The following is a 15,808-nucleotide window of genomic DNA, read 5'->3' on the forward strand; positions in this document are numbered from 1 at the left end:
AATTCAAAGAATTTTTGACACCCCTCCTCCGGAGGGGAATGATGGAAGCCATTCCTTATTGATTTTGGTTAAGATATTTTGTACGTGCCGCCCTATTACCTATTACCTATTACCTATTACCTATTACCTATTACCTATTACCTATTACCTATCAAAAAAATAACCGCCCATTGCTGAGCGGTCTGTATTTTAATGAATATGTTTTTCTGCGTGATAAGAACTTCTTACAAGAGGCGAACTTTCAACATGTCTGAAACCTAAGCTTCTTGCAAAATCTCCCAACTCATCAAATTCTTCCGGAGTGATGAATCTCTTCACAGGAAGGTGTTTCTTTGTTGGTTGTAAATATTGTCCTAGAGTGATAACGTCTACATTGGCATTTCTGATGTCTTCGATAGTCTGGAAAACTTCGTCTTTAGTTTCTCCTAAACCAAGCATAACTCCGGTTTTGGTTCTTCTTTGCCCGGCCTCTTTCAAATATCTTAAAACCTCAAGGCTTCTTTCATATTTTGCCTGAATTCTCACTTCTCTGGTCAAACGTTTTACCGTTTCCATATTATGAGAGATTACTTCAGGAGCAACATCTACCAATCTGTCAATATGCTTAGTGATTCCCTGGAAATCCGGAATTAGGGTTTCCATTGTAGTTCCTGGAGAGATTCTTCTTACAGCATTTACAGTTTCTGCCCAAAGGATAGAACCCATATCTTTAATATCATCACGGTCTACAGAAGTAAGAACGGCATGTTTGATCTTCATTAATTTGATCGAACGAGCTACTTTTTCAGGTTCATCCCAGTTTACATCAAGCGGTTTTCCTGTTTTTACTCCACAGAATCCACAGCTTCTTGTACAGATATTTCCTAAAATCATGAACGTTGCCGTACCTTCCCCCCAGCACTCACCCATATTCGGGCAGCTTCCGCTTTGGCAAATGGTGTTTAATTTATATTTATCAACCAAAGTCCTTAATTCTCTGTAGTTCTTTCCGGTAGGAAGTTTTACACGAATCCATTTTGGTTTCTGAACGGTAGTATCTTGAACTAAATTCTCCATTTATTTCTCAAATTGAGGTTCAAAGTTAGTGATTTTTTTATCGAAACAATCAAAGACAGAGATTGATGAAACATATAATTTTGTAATTTCAGGACTCAAAATATTTTATGAAGACGATATTCTGCATCTTATTGCTTATTTCCAGTACCTTTTGTTGGGCCCAGAAAGAATTTCAGCCAAAGGGTTCTACCATTCTGCAAACCGTGGATGGAGATCTGGATGGAGATCAAATTCCTGAAAAAGTAATCATTTATAATACAAAAGATCCCGGCGAACTTGGTGACCTCCGCGAAATTCAGATTTTGAAAAAGGTAAATGAGCAATGGACCGTCCTTGAAAAATCAACAAATGCAATTCTTGATAGTGAATCCGGAGGAATTATGGGTGATCCCTATTCAGGAACGCGTATTGAAAAAGGAATCTTAATTATAGAACATTTCGGTGGCAGCAGCTGGAAATGGGGGTATACAGATAAATACAGATTTCAGAACGGGCATTTTGAACTGATAGGACATACTTCAAGTTCGGGAAGGCCGGGAGATTATATCAAAAATGTAGATTTTAACCTTTCTACAGGACAGATTAATTTTAAAAATGATGTTGATAATACTAAAGAATATGGTCCTTCTCAGAAGGAAACATATATTAAAAAGGGAATAAAAATCAATCTTCAGAACAGAAACGATAAGAGTATAAAAATTATACTTCCTAAAACAAAAGAGGAAATTTTTATATAATTGCCCACAAATACACTATCTATTTAACTTTATGTACCTATGCGGTTCAAGAAAAAAATTAACCCACATAGTACATAGATTTTATACGTGAAATTACACACGCATCATTTTTATTCGAGAATTTATGGCATTAAAATAAGCAGTATTCAATTTTATCGGAGATAAAATCCTTGCGCCTTAAACACAGTATAATATTAAACTTCTTGCGTCTTTGCGTTTTCCAACAATATTATCAATTATCTTCAAACTCGTTATTCTTAAGCAACTCAGCAAGAACTTTTTTAGCACGCATCACACGAACTTTTGTATTGGCAACAGAAATTCCCAATTCTTCTGCTATTTCCTTGATGCTTTTTTCTTCAAAAAACCTCAGTTTGATAATGTCCTGATAATTGGCATCCAGAGATTCAATAGTCTTAATAATCTTCTTTTGCTCTTCCTCAGAAATTAAAAGTTCCTCAGGGGATTTTGCATATTGATTTTTAACCTCATCAAGATTTTCAACAGCGTCTTCGTTTTCACGGCTCTTTTTTCTCCAGAAATCAATCACTGTATTCTGAGCAATAGTTAAAATCCAGGTTTTAAACTGAAAATGCGGATCGAACATATCCAATTTCGATAAAACTTTAGAAAAAACATTCACTGTGATTTCATCAGCATCATTTTCATCTTTTACTTTTTTCATCACAAAAGAGAAAACATCCACCCAAAAAACATTGATGAGTTTAGTCTGGGCCTTCTGGTCTTTATCCTTGGCCTTTTGAATGAGCAGAAATAGCTGTTCGTCGTTCATTAATAACAAATATAGAGTATTTGGGTTGAAAATGCAAAGCTGAAACGGCTGTCAATAGTGAATTTTGCTTCGCAAGTGAATAGTCAATCAGGAAAAGTATTGTTTTATATACTGTTTCAATCCTTTTTACCATTTCTCTTCCTACCCTTTTGACTTTATACTTCTGAATTTATTATCTTTGCAACTTAAAATTTTAAAGAAAAAATCAATGAATTCCTTTATAGAAGAACTTAAATGGCGTGGTCTGTTTGCTGATATGATGCCTGGAACCGATGAACAACTGAATAAAGAGGTAACTACTGCATATATTGGTTTTGATCCAACGGCCGATTCTTTACATATCGGAAGTCTTATTCAGATAAAAATTTTAGCACACTTCCAGCAGCACGGTCACAAGCCAATCGCTTTGGTGGGTGGAGCTACAGGAATGATTGGTGATCCATCAGGAAAATCAGCAGAGAGAAACCTTTTGGATGAGGAAACTCTTTTACACTATGTAGACTGTTTGAAAAACCAGCTTTCGAAATTCCTTGATTTTGCAGGAAATGAACCTAATAAAGCAGAATTGGTAAACAACTACGATTGGATGAAGAATATTTCTTTCCTCGATTTTGCTAAAAATGTTGGGAAGAACATCACGGTGAACTATATGATGGCTAAAGATTCTGTAAAGAAAAGATTTTCTGGAGAATCTGGTGCAGACGGTATGAGTTTCACAGAATTTACCTACCAGTTGATCCAGGGATACGATTTCCTTCACCTATATCAAAACAATAATGTAAAACTTCAAATGGGAGGCTCTGACCAGTGGGGAAATATCACTACAGGTACAGAATTAATCCGTAGAAAAGCTCAGGGAGAAGCATTCGCATTAACGGTTCCTTTGATTACAAAAGCAGATGGTTCTAAATTCGGAAAATCTGAAAGCGGAGAAAACTACTGGTTAGACAAAAAGAAAACGTCTCCATACAAATTCTACCAATTCTGGCTGAATGCTACCGATGAAGATGCTGAAAGATTTATTAAATTCTATACATTCCTTGGAAAAGAGGAAATTGAGGCTTTAATTGAAGAACATAAAACGGCTGCTCACGAAAGAAAACTTCAGAAGAAATTAGCTGAGGAAGTAACGGTTTGGGTACACGGAAGAGAAGAATATGAAAAAGCGCTTAAAGCTTCTGAAATTCTTTTCGGGCGTTCTACAGCTGAAGATTTAGTAAGTCTTGATGAAGAAACTTTCCTTGAAGTTTTTGACGGAGTTCCACAAAAAGAAGTAGCAAAAGCGGATGTATTAGGCATCAACATTGTAGATCTTCTTTCTGAAAAATCAGGATTCCTGAAATCTAAGAGTGAAGCACAGAGAGAAATCAAAGGAAATTCTATTTCTGTTAACAAGCAAAAAGTAAATGATACTTTTACAGCTAATGAAACGGATCTTATTGATGGCAAGTTCTTATTGCTTCAAAAAGGTAAGAAAAGCTATTTCATTGTAAAGGTTATCTAATTTCAATACCATATAAAAAGTGGGCGCCGAGATTTCTCTCGGTGCCCATTTATTTTGACATTATTAGTTTTTTTAGAATACGTAGCTTGCAGAAGCTGATAAATACTGACCACTGGAAGTTCCTTCTTTTTTCAGTTCACCATCTACCCAGATCTGAACCTTTAAAGTAGAAGAAGCATTAGTACCTACTGCATTTACCACTACATTCGCATTATAAGCACCTTTTTCTGAAGTAACTTCAGGGCTTGACCATGTTGTTCCGCTAAGACTGGAGGCCGTAGTTGCATTGCTATCAATCCCATACACTGCTGCATCTATATCAGTCCCTGCAGAAGCTATTGCTTTAAAAACTACTTTGTGGCTCTTCCCTGCTCCATTTACGTTAGGGCTATCGTCATCATCCTTACTGCAAGAGGTAACAAACCCCATTAATACAGTTGCCAGAAGCATTACAAATGTACCCTTCAACAGTTGGTTTATTCTCGTTTTTTTCATAATCTTTTTGTTTAAATTTTAGTTACTTTATTTGATATTCTATGATTAGTGATTCCGTATCTGCAAAGCTATTGGAGTCCTTAAACTTTATCAATCCTGAAAATTGTGTAATTTTTTCTACCTAAATTCAGGTATTTTTTATGCTAAAATTTTTAATTAAATTGACCGTTTATAAAAAATATATTCTACAGAACTGATACCTGATGAAGAGATTACTGATCCTATTCAACATATTACTAGCCTTTGGTGTGCAATCGCAGCAATTGATTCCACTTGATGAAAGACCTTATTTAGACAGCTTACAAAACATCCTTAGAAGTAATGCAACTACAAAAGCGAAAGCAAATACCAATTTTCTTTTATCAAACTATTACAGGAATATTGACTCCGTTTTAAGTAAAAAATATCTGGAAAATGGGAAAGTATTCATCAAAAGTGACGCTTTTCTTTCAGGCAAATATGATTTTTACGAAGCTCAATATAACCTAGACAGAAACAAAGGGAAGGCCGCCTTCTCCTATCAAAAGGCTATTAAGGCATTATCAAAGTTTAAAAATGAAGAATCCGATCTTCTTCAGGCAGCAGCCTGGTATAGCTATGGAGTAACCCAGAAAGACAAGGAAGGATACCCTTTTTTGGTGAAAACGATTCTTGAAAAAAGTATTCCGTTGGCTAAAAAATATGAGAAAAGCAGAAATCTAGGCCTTCTGTATACACAACTTGCCGTTATTCTTACGTACAATGCAGAATTTAAAAAGTCTGAAGACTATAATGCTAAAGCTTTGAAAATTCTTGAAAAAAGCTATCCTCATTCTCCTGAACTCTTTTTCACCTATTTAAACTTAGCTAATAATTTCTGTTATCAGGCTAAAGGAGATGAAGCTAAAAAGTTTTTAGATAAAGCAGAAACCCTCATCGGTCCTCATCCTGATTCTTCTGTTAATGCTTTTTATTATTATGGTAAAACACTTTATTTTATAACCAGGCAAAAGAACCCGGAAGCATTGCCTGTTATTGAAAAAGGTCTTTCTTACGCTAAAAGGTTTAATCAAAATCTATTAGCACAGATGTTTTATTTCAATAAATACGACATTTTAAGAAAACTAAAAAAATATAATGAAGCCAAAGGTACCTTAGAAGACGTTTTAACAGAAAAATCCCTCGCTCTTGATCTTAATAACAGAAAAACCATTTATAAGCAACTCTCTTCTTTAAACGAAGAAATGGGAAACACCGGGGAAGCTTTGGTTTGGGAACAGAAATATTCTAAACTTAATGACAGTCTGAACACTGAAAACGTAAAGCTTGAAATCAATAAAATTGAATCTAAATTTAATGCCGCAGAAAAGGAAAGGAAAATTGCAACATTAAATGCAGAAAAGAATCAAAAAGAACTGGAAGTCAATAAAAAAAACTCTTATTTATGGGGATTAAGCCTTATTTTACTACTCGTTGTAAGCCTGCTGATCTTCCTCTATATTATTTTCAGAAAAAATAAAAAAATCTCTGAACAGAAGATTAATGATATCAGACAAAAGGAAGAACTCTCATTAACCAAAGCCATTCTTGAAGGAGAAGAAAGGGAAAGAGAACGTATTGCAAGAGATCTTCATGATGGCTTAGGAGGAATGCTTGCCGGAGTAAAAATCAATTTCTCGACATGGTCTTCCAGTCATTTAAATCCTGAAAAAGATCAGGAATTTTACAAAATTTTAGGACAACTGGATAACTCAGTAGGAGAACTTCGACATGTAGCAAGAAATCTTATGCCCGAATCACTGCTTAATTTCGGATTGGAAACTGCTCTGAATGATCTTTGTGAATTTTACAACAGAAAAGATATTCAGATTGATTTCCAGGCGATCAATATTGAAAAGAATTTGCCATTAAATGTTCAGCTTAACATTTACAGGATTGCACAGGAGTTATTAGCCAATGCCATCAAACATGCTGAAGCCACCAGTATATTATTGCAATGCTCTCAATCTGGAAAAGATTTTTTCATCACAATTGAAGACAATGGAAAAGGATTCGAAAGCAACAAGGAACCACAAACTAAAAGTATGGGACTTCACAACTTAAAGAACAGGGTTGATTACCTGAAAGGAAACATGGAAATCAGTTCCGACAATCAAGGAACAACAATTAACATAGAACTCAACATAGATGGAGAATGAAAAAATAAATATTGTTATTGTAGATGATCATCCTATCGTTATTGAAGGGCTAAAAATGATGCTGAAAAGCCAGCCTTCTTTCAATATTCCTGAGACATTTATTTCAGGTTCGGAAATCCTTCGTTTTATTGACAGGAATAAGGTTGATATTATTCTTTTGGATATCACATTACCTGATGCCAATGGTACGGAGCTCTGCAGAGAAATCAAGAAAATATCTCCCGAAACTTCAGTGATTATGTTCAGCAACCGTTCTGAGAGAAGCATCATCATGCAGTCTATCCAAAACGGAGCCAGCGGTTATCTTCTTAAAAACACCTCTATTGAAGAATTGGTAATTTGTATCAAAGGAGCACTATCCGGAGATATTGTTTTTTGCAATGAAACCAAGCAGATTATCAGTAGGCCTTCACCAAATGAGATCCCCATTCCAAGGCTGACTAAAAGAGAAAAACAAATCCTGCATCTTGTGGCACAGGGGAAAACCAGCAATATGATTGCAGAAGAGCTCTTTTTAAGCCCTCTTACAGTAGATACCCACCGTAAAAATCTCCTGCAGAAATTTCAGGCTAAAAATTCTACGGAACTTGTAAACCAGGCTATAGAATATAACCTGATTGAAAAATAAAAAAGCCGCTCCAGGAGCAGCTTTTTTATTTTATATAGCAAAGTTTGTTTATGGTTCAAGGAAGCTATAAGCAACTTTCACAACCTGGTTATCACCTTTTCCTGTAATTTTAGCAGTTCTGGCAACTTCTCCATCTATCAAAAGTGTAATTGTAAGTTCTGAATTTGCCTGTGGCAATACAGCATTAGCAGCAAAATTGATTTGTGCCTGGCTTGAATTCACCCACATTTCCCCGCTTACCCAACTTTCTTTTAAAGGTGCAGCCGGAGTGCTGTATGTAGTATTTTGGGCAGTTCCTACCTGAGTGACTACAGAGATGAGTTCTGATCCCGTAGTAGCTTTCGCTACAAACTGAACCACATGGTCCTGAAATTCATCTTCATCATCTTTTTTACACGAATTTACAACAGTAATCACTGAAAATAACAAAACGAATAAAGAAGAAAGTCTAAGTAAACTTTTTAAATTGTAAAATTGCTTCATTTCTCCAAATAGATTTTTTAATGTTCCAAATATAAGTTTTTTATTAATATAAAAATATCTTTAATAAAAATTTTACAACATTTTTTACAAAAAATATCAAATCAATAAAAATAGAATTACAGCTAAAAAACCCAATAATACAATGTAATTTCTCAATTATTAAACATAAAACATCTTTATATCCTGAATGATTTTAATACTGATAAAAACACCGGTAAAAAATATCATCTGAATGTTCTTTATAGATGTTTCATCTTACTTTTTCTTCTATAAAAATGATTTTTAAATCATTTACATGAATCATAAAAGTTAGGATTTACAATGTAATTTATTAATTATATTTGCTGTATGAATTTAGATTACTTAGTAAGAGAGCCGGAAAATATTACCTCTTCTACTCCTATCCTTTTTATGCTTCACGGCTACGGCAGCAATGAGCAGGACCTTTTCAACTTTAGAGAAACCCTTCCGCAAGATTGGATTATCGTCAGTTTCAGAGCTCCAAGAGATACTCAGTTTGAAGGATATTCATGGTATGACATTAATTTTAATGATCCGGAAAATTTTATTGATGTTCCTCAGGCTAAAGAATCTTTAAATGCTGTTTTGGAAAGTATACTAAAAATAGTAAATAATTACGGTCTTACAGAAAGCAAAGTGCATTTATGCGGATTCAGCCAGGGTGGAATATTATGTTATGCACTGGCCTTAAAATATCCTGAATTATTTACAAATATTGCCTGTTTGAGTGCCTACGCAGAAGAGAAAATTCTGGATGGCATTGTAAAAGACAAAAAGAAACTGGAAACACTAAGATTCTTTGTTTCTCATGGTACAGATGATGCCGTTATCCCGATTGACTGGGGTAGAAAGGCTGCAGAACTGCTTTATGACCTTAACTGTTATTTCACATTCAGAGAATATATGAGCGGACATGGCGTTAATCAGAAGAATTATATGGATTTAATGGATTTTTTCTCAAAATAAGCACTTTCAGAATTAATACAAATCCAACAAAATAAATAAATTCATTGTAGTTTATATAAACATTCCTGCATTTGGAATGTTTTTTATTATAATAAAGATAAATTCAGTAAATTCAGTAAATGAAACTAATACTACTTTTACTGGGTTTATTATCAGGTATTTTTGCCCATTCCCAGAACTCTTTCCGGCTCATCAATACGCCAAAAGCTGTGATTCCTTTTCAGCTCATCAATAATCTCATTTTCATCCCTATCAACATTAATGGTGCAGATCTTACTTTTATGGTAGATACCGGTGTTGCAGAAACCATTCTATTCAGCCTGGAAAATAAAGATCTTAAGCTCAGCAATGTTGAAAAAATAAAGTTCTCGGGACTTGGAGGAAGCTTAAGTATAGATGGATTAAAATCGGACCGTAATATTGGCAGGATTGGGAATGAAATCATCAATACCTCAATGTCTCTTTATGTGATTATTGATGAGGATTTCAACATTTCTCCCCATGTAGGTATCCCTGTAAACGGTGTTATCGGTTATCATTTTTTAAGGATCACCCTATTGCAATTGACTATGTTTCTAAAAAAATAACGATTTACGAGAATATAGATCTTTTAAAAAGAAAAGTCAGAAAATTCAATGAAATACCAATCAGTATAGAAAAAGAGAAGCCTTATCTAACTGCTGATGTAGAAATGACCAATGATAAGAAAAACTCAAAACTTCTGATTGATCTTGGTAACAGCGATGCTATTTGGCTTTTTCCTACTCTTATCAAAGATTTTGTTTATAACCGACCAAATATTGATGACTTTCTAGGGTATGGATTCAACGGGGATATTTATGGTAAAAGAAGCAGAATCCATAACTTTTATCTTGGTGATTTTAAATTTGAAAAACCTCTTACTGCAATGCCTGATGAATATTCTATTCAGCATGTGAATCTGGTAAAAGACAGAAAAGGATCTATAGGCGGTGAAATCATGAGACGGTTTTCCGCTATTTTTGATTATGCCAATAATAAGCTATATTTGAAGAAAAACAGGAATTTTGATGATCCTTTTCACTTTAACATGAGTGGTCTCGACTTTAAGCAGGATGGCCTTGAATGGCAGGAAGACAGAGTAAAAATTGATACCAAAACTACCGCTGTAGCTGGTAAAGTAAATGAATTTTACAAAGAAGATTCTTTTCAGTATAAATTTAGCCTGAAACCCATATTTTCAATTGCTGGGGTGAGAAAAGATTCGCCGGCTTATAAAGCAGGTCTAAAAAAGGATGACAGAATCATTAACATCAATGGGAATAAAACATCAGAAATGACTCTTGAGACCATCCTTGAACTTATGAAATCTTCTGAAGGACGAAGCATTACCATAATTGTTCAAAGAAAAGAAGATAAACTTACTTTCCGTTTTAATTTAGAAGACCCTATTCCTTATCAAGAATAAATAGTATGACAACTGAAGAAACCACCTTAGACAGAATAAGAACCCGCCCTAGATTTAAGATGTTTACTCATCTCACCAAAGAAGAGTATGCAGAAAATTTAAAAAAATATCTCGCTGAACATAAAAAAGAATTTTCGGGCAATATCAATAAAGAGGTTGCAACTATATGGGTGGAAACAGAATATGATAATTACTGGAAACCCCGCCTTGCTTTACGTGTAGAGATAGAAGATGATGAAACGGTTATAAGAGGTGTTTTTGGTCCCAGTTCTGCAGTCTGGACATTCTTCATGTTCCTTTATTTCTCCTTCTCAATTCTTTGGATGACCTTCTTCACCATGTATTACGTGGAAAAACAAATAAAAAGCGCTGAATACCCTTGGGCACTGAGCGCTTCTTTTGTTATGTTATTTTTTATTCTTCTTACTTATCTTGCCGCAAGGTTTGGGCAGCATAAAGGAAAAGATGAAATGCTTAAATTAAGACAGTTTGCTGAGGAATCTACTTTACAGTTTGAGAAGAAGATTATTTAGACAAAGTATCTGTAGGTCTTTCATTCTGAATTGGAGTAGCCATTGCTCTTGCTGTTTTAATAGAATCGGCTACTTTTTCTCTGTTGGCCTGTTCTTTCAACATTTTAGGAACATCCGGTTCTAATAATTTCGTTAGTTCTTCTACAGAGATGTTATTAGCATTCGGATCATTCAGAAGCTTTTTCCATGGTCTTCTCCCCCCCCAATTATAGTCACCAAATACCATTACTGCTGTACCTCTTGCTTTTGTAGTAGCACCACCGGGATTAAGGATCCAGGTATCTGCATAAGAATAAAGCCATTGAGCATCTTTTCTCAGCAATCTTAAACACGAGTGTGATGCCGGGTAGCCAGGAAGTGTATACTCATGCCATCCGATCCCGCCAATATTATGGATATTAAAGTTGTAAGGCAGTTTCCATTCACTGCTTACAGTGGAAATAGAAAGTTTCTTTTTCCAGTTGGCAAAAGTAAGCCCTCTTGTTGTTTGTGCTGTCTTTTTCCCCATACTCGTTGGTCCCCATTTCACAAGGCTTCCACTAGAATATACTGCATAAGCCTGAATAGGATATGAGAAAATCACAAATTTCTTCACACCACTTAATACATCAAGCTGCATAGGAAATGGCGAATACGCCATCAAAGTAGTATCTATTTTAGCAGGAACTACCAAGGTATCAGCATTCCATTTGCTTTTAGAATCCAGTCTGTTTAACGCTAAAATAGCGGTACGCTCTTCTACACTATATTTCTTGCTGAACTCTGCATACACAGAATCCCTCATCTTTTTATCTTTTGGAAGTACAAATGCATTATAAAAACCATTCTCCTGCATCATAGGCGGAGCTGATTCTTTTTTAACCACAGGTACAGAATCTTTCTTTATGGAGTCTTTTTCTGTTTCCGGAATTTCGGATGAAGAAACAGTATCTTTAAAAGTATCACTTATTTTATCTATTTCTTTCTTACAGGAAACGAGAAATATAGCACATAAGCAAGCATATAGAAATGATTTTTTCACAAATATGTTCATTATAAATAAATTGGTATTTCAGTTTTTCTACTCAGTACAAATATCAGACCTAAAGATGAAATAACAACTATCATCAATAAAAATACCGTGAAAATACGGGAATCTGAAAATTATGGAGAAACTGCCATTTTTTGAGAAAGTATTGCCTCTATCCTTAGATTCTCATTTTTATGATCTGTTTTCACTCTCTTTAAGGTCTTTCCCTGAAACATTTCGTATAGTACAAAACCATTATCTGGAAAGCTAATTTTCTCAACAGAGATTATGTTTTTCGGAATATTAGCTCCAAACCATAATTCATCAGGTTTTTGGGCCCAGGTGACCTCGTACAAAACTGCATTTTTAGGATAATCAGAACTAAAATGTGTTTTTGCATAATCAAATGCTATATCATTCCCATACAGGGTTGACATTGTTTTTATTTTGGGCTGAATAGAAGACGTGATAGGTTTCATTAAAAGCGGATTTTCTTTCAGTTCATCACTTTGTTCAAAAGATGCTTCCAGATTAAAAATATTTTCAGAATTCTTTTGACAGGAAGCCAATAATATCAAAGCAAAAATTAAAAATAAACTATAGTTTTTCATGTTGTCTGATTTTTTGAAGTTGAGAAATTAGGTATAACGGGGGGGTAAAAACATAATCACGATTGGCTACAGGCTTATGACACTCAATACATTCCTGCTCAAAATTTGGAGTATCACCTCCATAAGGTTTTAAATCAGCACCTTTCCATCTTGCCCAGTTCCAGCCTTTTGTTTTAGAATACTTTTGAGCATCTTTAACCATAAATTCTACTGCTAAAAACTCACCTGAAGAAATACTCCCATCTTTTTGTACCTGCTGTTTCCAAACTGTTTTTGCAATGACAGTTCCATCCGGCCAAGGGTTTACTTTATGGTCCTGAATTGCTTTTACAGCAACAGCATTCCCAAAAATAATTCGCATTGTTCCATTATCAAACCGATCTGTTGTACTAATCGCTTTCCAGTTTCGGTAATCCGGGAAATAATGCTGTCCGTTCGGAGCATCTTCTACATGAGTTTTTTTCAGTTCTCCTTTTACCCAAGAATTATATTGCTCCTCCGCCACTTTTATTTGTGAATCATCTGAAACTTTACGAGGGGTGAGTGATAAAGCATAGTTTTTCAACGTCTGAATTTGCTCCTGATTCCATTTTGCAGAGGAATGAACAGCGGCATAGCTTGGAAGCGGCATTTCTCCTGACAAGACTTTGTTAATTGCATAGTAAATCGTTGAATTCTGCTGTGCTTTTGGCCAGGAATCCCATTGAGAGAAGTCTAATACTTTTCTGGCCTCTTTAATGTGTGATGTAACCAAAAAATTAGCAGGTGTAATTTTATCATACCATCTTAAATTGGCTTGTGAGGAATGACAATCAAAACATGAGCTTCTCAGGATGGCATTAACTTCTTTTGGAACGTTGGTCAGGTTTTCTGTTTTTGTTCCGTAATCAATTTTTTCAGGTCGAAAAAACTGTAAACCTGCAAATCCGGCAAGCAAAACTAAGATCAGTTTATTCTTATTTTTCATGAGAGAATCATTTTAAGTTCAATTAAATTATAAGCCCAAAACTATAGAAAACCAACACCTTACCTCATTAAACAATCCGTGAAAGGGAAAATTTAACCCTTAAAAGCGAATATTTTCTTGCGAATAAATCCGTAATTTTGAAGCGAATTAGAAATTCGCTCCTCATTAATGAAAAAGATCAATCTTTATACTATCACTTTTTCCGCCATAAGCATAGTGATCTTGCTTATCAGCTTTTTTTCTTTCCGATATTTATATTCTTCTTCTAAAAAAGATGTTTTCAACAGTACTTTTGAGGCAGGAAAAAGAGAAGCTCGTGAAATTGGAAAATTGCTGGAATTACAACTTAAGCAAGGTCTTTCAGAAGAAACTGTTATTCAGAATCTTCAAAGCAGCATTGTAAATACGGATACACAAAGTGGGTTTATTTGTATGTATAATCAGAAAGGTATTGAGCTTTGTCATCCCAATCCAGCTTTAGTTGGTAAAAAAGTTGAGATCAACAGCTCAGAATTTATTTTAAATAACAAGCAATTTGATTTTCTGGAGATACTACATTCAGGAAAAGCCAGTACGGGAATACATCATTTTAATGAAGCTTCAAACCGTGCTTCAGAAATTGTAAGTTTTTATCCTGTAAAAGGCAGTAACTGGATGGTAGCTTCACACGCAAATATTGATGTCATAGAACAGCAGATTTCTGATTTATATTTAACTTTCCTCATTGTATTTTTAATCGCCACTTTATCAATTCTTGGAATAAGTTTCTTTCTCATTCGAATGATCTATAAAAAATATGAAACTCAGAAAAATGATGAGATTAAAGACCTTAATAATGAAGTGAATACTTTAACGGCTATCAATACACATCTTCATTTAATTCATGAAAAACATAAAGAAAATAACAATGATCTTTTAAGAGAGGAATCAACGGATAATGTAAAGAAAAGAATCATTACCTATCATAAAGACGAATTGGTGTCTTTAGAAACCTCGGAAATTGCTTATTTCTTTCTTGAAAATAACATTGTTTACATAAAAACACGGTCGGGAAGCCAATATTCTGTCAACTCCAGTCTGGATGAACTGATCAAAACCTTAGATCCACAAATGTTTTACAGAGCGAACCGACAGTTTATCATTAATGTAAATGCCATTAATAACATTCTTGTGTATGGCAAAAATCAATTAAAACTAATGGTAAAACCTGAAAGTGATGAAATGATACTCATCAGCAAGAACAGAGTTTCAGAATTCAAGAAATGGCTGGAACAATAACCATTTTCTATTTATTTCTACAAAATTTAAAGCAATTTATTGATTTTTGCATACGATAAAGCCTCTGCAATATTGCTAACTCCAATTTTTTCGAAAAGTTTTTTGCGGTGAAATTTTACGGTATCTGATGTAATAAAAAGTTTTTCAGCAATTTCGCTGATTGTCAAACCACTTGCATAAAGGCTCAGGATTTCATGCTCTCGGGAAGATAATTTTATCCTTGCATCTTTCTCCCATTTATCTGCTGTAAGATCATATCTCCAGATCTCATCGGAGCCTTCTTTACTGAGCACCACATTTCCGGAAGAGGTATTATTGGATAATGAAACAGCACACAAAGCCTTCCATACCTGCCCATTTTCTGTAAGGAACATAGGAGCAAGCTTATGATTCACAAGGATCATATTCTTTTTACTATTGATAAGATAGAAGTCATAGGAAATGGAATACAGCTTTCTATCTTCTATCGGAATTTTATCGTAAAATTTAAATCCTGCTTCATTAATTTTAATCAACATTTCAATATCCTCCGGCTTCACATTCTGAAAATAGAATGCATATCCAAGATCTTTTACTTCGGCCGAGGTTTTTCCACACAAAAAAAGCGGGTTATCTGATACATATTCAAATCCTTTAGTCTGATAATTGATCACATACAAACTCTGATAGGTAGTTCTGGCAAGTGCTTTTATAGCCTCAAGATAATCTCCACCCTGACTTAAATCAATGTCAGCATCTTTACTGACTTCATTTTGTTCGTTAAAAAACCTTTTAATCTGTTCCATAGTTTTGAAAAGCTTTTTCGCTACTACACTAAAGTATAGTTTTTAGCTTTCTTCCCACAAATCTACACAAAAGTGTAGCAATTCTCAAAATGCTGTGATATAGATTTGCAAATGATTTGCATGATTGTATCTTTTTTCAAAAACCCCATCGCCAGAATGGGTATGGAAGAGATAGCACACAAGCAATTAGAAAAATAAAACCAACAATGTCATCAATAACCATGATATAGCTGTTGCCGGGATTCGGTCCAAATAAAGTTGATTCGTCAAGTTTTTATCGTAAAATAACTCAGACAATGACACCTAATTCAGACTAAA

17 protein-coding genes are annotated in these 15,808 nt (G+C 34.6%); 9 read left to right on the top strand and 8 right to left on the bottom strand.

Annotation, left to right across the window (positions count from 1 at the left end):
- Positions 1 to 189 precede the first annotated feature (189 nt).
- Positions 190 to 1,056: a lipoyl synthase gene (gene lipA, locus BOQ64_RS05340; protein ID WP_045494196.1), complete on the bottom strand. Its 867-nt coding sequence runs from the start codon at positions 1,054 to 1,056 to the stop codon at positions 190 to 192.
- 107 nt (positions 1,057 to 1,163) lie between these two features.
- On the opposite strand from lipA, the gene BOQ64_RS05345 reads away from it, so the two are divergent.
- A complete protein-coding gene (locus BOQ64_RS05345) occupies positions 1,164 to 1,793 on the top strand; it encodes a hypothetical protein (protein ID WP_129058108.1) in 630 nt (209 codons plus the stop codon).
- Positions 1,794 to 2,025: 232 nt separating this feature from the next.
- Here BOQ64_RS05345 and BOQ64_RS05350 read toward each other — a convergent pair whose 3' ends face one another.
- Positions 2,026 to 2,586, bottom strand: coding sequence for an RNA polymerase sigma factor (locus BOQ64_RS05350; protein WP_066698570.1), 561 nt, complete (start codon positions 2,584 to 2,586; stop codon positions 2,026 to 2,028).
- A 208-nt stretch (positions 2,587 to 2,794) separates the two neighbouring features.
- Between BOQ64_RS05350 and tyrS the strand changes: the two genes are divergently transcribed.
- Positions 2,795 to 4,090 carry a tyrosine--tRNA ligase gene (gene tyrS, locus BOQ64_RS05355; RefSeq protein WP_129058107.1) on the top strand — a complete coding sequence of 432 codons (1,296 nt, stop codon included), beginning with the start codon at positions 2,795 to 2,797 and terminating at the stop codon, positions 4,088 to 4,090.
- A gap of 72 nt (positions 4,091 to 4,162) precedes the next feature.
- Here tyrS and BOQ64_RS05360 read toward each other — a convergent pair whose 3' ends face one another.
- The gene (locus tag BOQ64_RS05360) at positions 4,163 to 4,585 is read right to left on the bottom strand and encodes a hypothetical protein (RefSeq protein ID WP_129058106.1); all 423 of its coding nucleotides are present in this window, start codon (positions 4,583 to 4,585) and stop codon (positions 4,163 to 4,165) included.
- Positions 4,586 to 4,788: 203 nt separating this feature from the next.
- Between BOQ64_RS05360 and BOQ64_RS05365 the strand changes: the two genes are divergently transcribed.
- Positions 4,789 to 6,762 (top strand): sensor histidine kinase, encoded by a 1,974-nt coding sequence (locus tag BOQ64_RS05365; RefSeq protein ID WP_129058105.1) that lies wholly within the window; start codon positions 4,789 to 4,791, stop codon positions 6,760 to 6,762.
- Positions 6,752 to 7,390, top strand: a complete 639-nt coding sequence (locus BOQ64_RS05370) for a response regulator transcription factor (protein WP_129058104.1) — start codon at positions 6,752 to 6,754, stop codon at positions 7,388 to 7,390. The genes BOQ64_RS05365 and BOQ64_RS05370 overlap by 11 nt, the downstream gene beginning before the upstream one ends.
- A gap of 48 nt (positions 7,391 to 7,438) precedes the next feature.
- Here the strand turns inward: BOQ64_RS05370 and BOQ64_RS05375 are convergent, their stop codons facing one another.
- The gene (locus tag BOQ64_RS05375; protein ID WP_129058103.1) at positions 7,439 to 7,873 is read right to left on the bottom strand and encodes a hypothetical protein; all 435 of its coding nucleotides are present in this window, start codon (positions 7,871 to 7,873) and stop codon (positions 7,439 to 7,441) included.
- Positions 7,874 to 8,221: 348 nt separating this feature from the next.
- Here BOQ64_RS05375 and BOQ64_RS05380 point away from each other — a divergent pair, with 348 nt between their 5' ends.
- The 4 genes from BOQ64_RS05380 to BOQ64_RS05390 all read left to right on the top strand — a co-directional run bounded on the left by BOQ64_RS05380 (position 8,222) and on the right by BOQ64_RS05390 (position 10,840).
- Positions 8,222 to 8,860 (top strand): alpha/beta hydrolase, encoded by a 639-nt coding sequence (locus tag BOQ64_RS05380; protein ID WP_129058102.1) that lies wholly within the window; start codon positions 8,222 to 8,224, stop codon positions 8,858 to 8,860.
- Positions 8,861 to 8,979: 119 nt separating this feature from the next.
- On the top strand, positions 8,980 to 9,447 hold the full coding sequence (locus tag BOQ64_RS23710; RefSeq protein WP_228448174.1) for an aspartyl protease family protein: 468 nt from the start codon (positions 8,980 to 8,982) through the stop codon (positions 9,445 to 9,447).
- A 104-nt stretch (positions 9,448 to 9,551) separates the two neighbouring features.
- A complete protein-coding gene (locus tag BOQ64_RS23715; RefSeq protein ID WP_228448176.1) occupies positions 9,552 to 10,307 on the top strand; it encodes a PDZ domain-containing protein in 756 nt (251 codons plus the stop codon).
- A 5-nt stretch (positions 10,308 to 10,312) separates the two neighbouring features.
- The gene (locus tag BOQ64_RS05390) at positions 10,313 to 10,840 is read left to right on the top strand and encodes a hypothetical protein (protein WP_129058101.1); all 528 of its coding nucleotides are present in this window, start codon (positions 10,313 to 10,315) and stop codon (positions 10,838 to 10,840) included.
- Here the strand turns inward: BOQ64_RS05390 and BOQ64_RS05395 are convergent.
- The 3 genes from BOQ64_RS05395 to BOQ64_RS05405 form a co-directional block, all read right to left on the bottom strand.
- Positions 10,833 to 11,861: a L,D-transpeptidase gene (locus BOQ64_RS05395; protein WP_129058378.1), complete on the bottom strand. Its 1,029-nt coding sequence runs from the start codon at positions 11,859 to 11,861 to the stop codon at positions 10,833 to 10,835. The two genes, BOQ64_RS05390 and BOQ64_RS05395, sit on opposite strands and share 8 nt — an antisense overlap.
- A 122-nt stretch (positions 11,862 to 11,983) precedes the next feature.
- Complete coding sequence (locus BOQ64_RS05400; RefSeq protein ID WP_129058100.1) at positions 11,984 to 12,460, bottom strand: hypothetical protein; 477 nt, start codon at positions 12,458 to 12,460, stop codon at positions 11,984 to 11,986.
- Entirely contained in the window at positions 12,447 to 13,427 is a 981-nt protein-coding gene (locus BOQ64_RS05405) for a cytochrome P460 family protein (RefSeq protein WP_129058099.1), read from the bottom strand. Before BOQ64_RS05405 ends, BOQ64_RS05400 begins: the two co-directional genes overlap by 14 nt.
- A gap of 168 nt (positions 13,428 to 13,595) precedes the next feature.
- Here BOQ64_RS05405 and BOQ64_RS05410 point away from each other — a divergent pair, with 168 nt between their 5' ends.
- Positions 13,596 to 14,705 carry a LytTR family transcriptional regulator DNA-binding domain-containing protein gene (locus tag BOQ64_RS05410; protein ID WP_129059652.1) on the top strand — a complete coding sequence of 370 codons (1,110 nt, stop codon included), beginning with the start codon at positions 13,596 to 13,598 and terminating at the stop codon, positions 14,703 to 14,705.
- 26 nt (positions 14,706 to 14,731) lie between these two features.
- Here the strand turns inward: BOQ64_RS05410 and BOQ64_RS05415 are convergent, their stop codons facing one another.
- Positions 14,732 to 15,490 (bottom strand): response regulator transcription factor, encoded by a 759-nt coding sequence (locus BOQ64_RS05415; RefSeq protein ID WP_129058096.1) that lies wholly within the window; start codon positions 15,488 to 15,490, stop codon positions 14,732 to 14,734.
- Positions 15,491 to 15,808: the final 318 nt, after the last annotated feature.

Source organism: Chryseobacterium sp. CH25, assembly GCF_004119455.1.
In the GTDB taxonomy this organism is placed as follows: Bacteria; Bacteroidota; Bacteroidia; order Flavobacteriales; family Weeksellaceae; genus Chryseobacterium.

Bases quoted from the DNA above. Each gene is read 5' to 3' on its own strand.
- BOQ64_RS05375 (WP_129058103.1), bottom strand. From the start codon at position 7,873: ATGAAGCAATTTTACAATTTAAAAAGTTTACTTAGACTTTCTTCTTTA.
- tyrS (WP_129058107.1), top strand. From the start codon at position 2,795: ATGAATTCCTTTATAGAAGAACTTAAATGGCGTGGTCTGTTTGCTGAT.
- BOQ64_RS05370 (WP_129058104.1), top strand. From the start codon at position 6,752: ATGGAGAATGAAAAAATAAATATTGTTATTGTAGATGATCATCCTATC.
- BOQ64_RS05345 (WP_129058108.1), top strand. From the start codon at position 1,164: ATGAAGACGATATTCTGCATCTTATTGCTTATTTCCAGTACCTTTTGT.
- BOQ64_RS05410 (WP_129059652.1), top strand. From the start codon at position 13,596: ATGAAAAAGATCAATCTTTATACTATCACTTTTTCCGCCATAAGCATA.
- lipA (WP_045494196.1), bottom strand. From the start codon at position 1,056: ATGGAGAATTTAGTTCAAGATACTACCGTTCAGAAACCAAAATGGATT.
- BOQ64_RS05360 (WP_129058106.1), bottom strand. From the start codon at position 4,585: ATGAAAAAAACGAGAATAAACCAACTGTTGAAGGGTACATTTGTAATG.
- BOQ64_RS05365 (WP_129058105.1), top strand. From the start codon at position 4,789: ATGAAGAGATTACTGATCCTATTCAACATATTACTAGCCTTTGGTGTG.
- BOQ64_RS05400 (WP_129058100.1), bottom strand. From the start codon at position 12,460: ATGAAAAACTATAGTTTATTTTTAATTTTTGCTTTGATATTATTGGCT.
- BOQ64_RS23715 (WP_228448176.1), top strand. From the start codon at position 9,552: ATGACCAATGATAAGAAAAACTCAAAACTTCTGATTGATCTTGGTAAC.
- BOQ64_RS05350 (WP_066698570.1), bottom strand. From the start codon at position 2,586: ATGAACGACGAACAGCTATTTCTGCTCATTCAAAAGGCCAAGGATAAA.
- BOQ64_RS05405 (WP_129058099.1), bottom strand. From the start codon at position 13,427: ATGAAAAATAAGAATAAACTGATCTTAGTTTTGCTTGCCGGATTTGCA.
- BOQ64_RS05390 (WP_129058101.1), top strand. From the start codon at position 10,313: ATGACAACTGAAGAAACCACCTTAGACAGAATAAGAACCCGCCCTAGA.
- BOQ64_RS05415 (WP_129058096.1), bottom strand. From the start codon at position 15,490: ATGGAACAGATTAAAAGGTTTTTTAACGAACAAAATGAAGTCAGTAAA.
- BOQ64_RS05380 (WP_129058102.1), top strand. From the start codon at position 8,222: ATGAATTTAGATTACTTAGTAAGAGAGCCGGAAAATATTACCTCTTCT.
- BOQ64_RS23710 (WP_228448174.1), top strand. From the start codon at position 8,980: ATGAAACTAATACTACTTTTACTGGGTTTATTATCAGGTATTTTTGCC.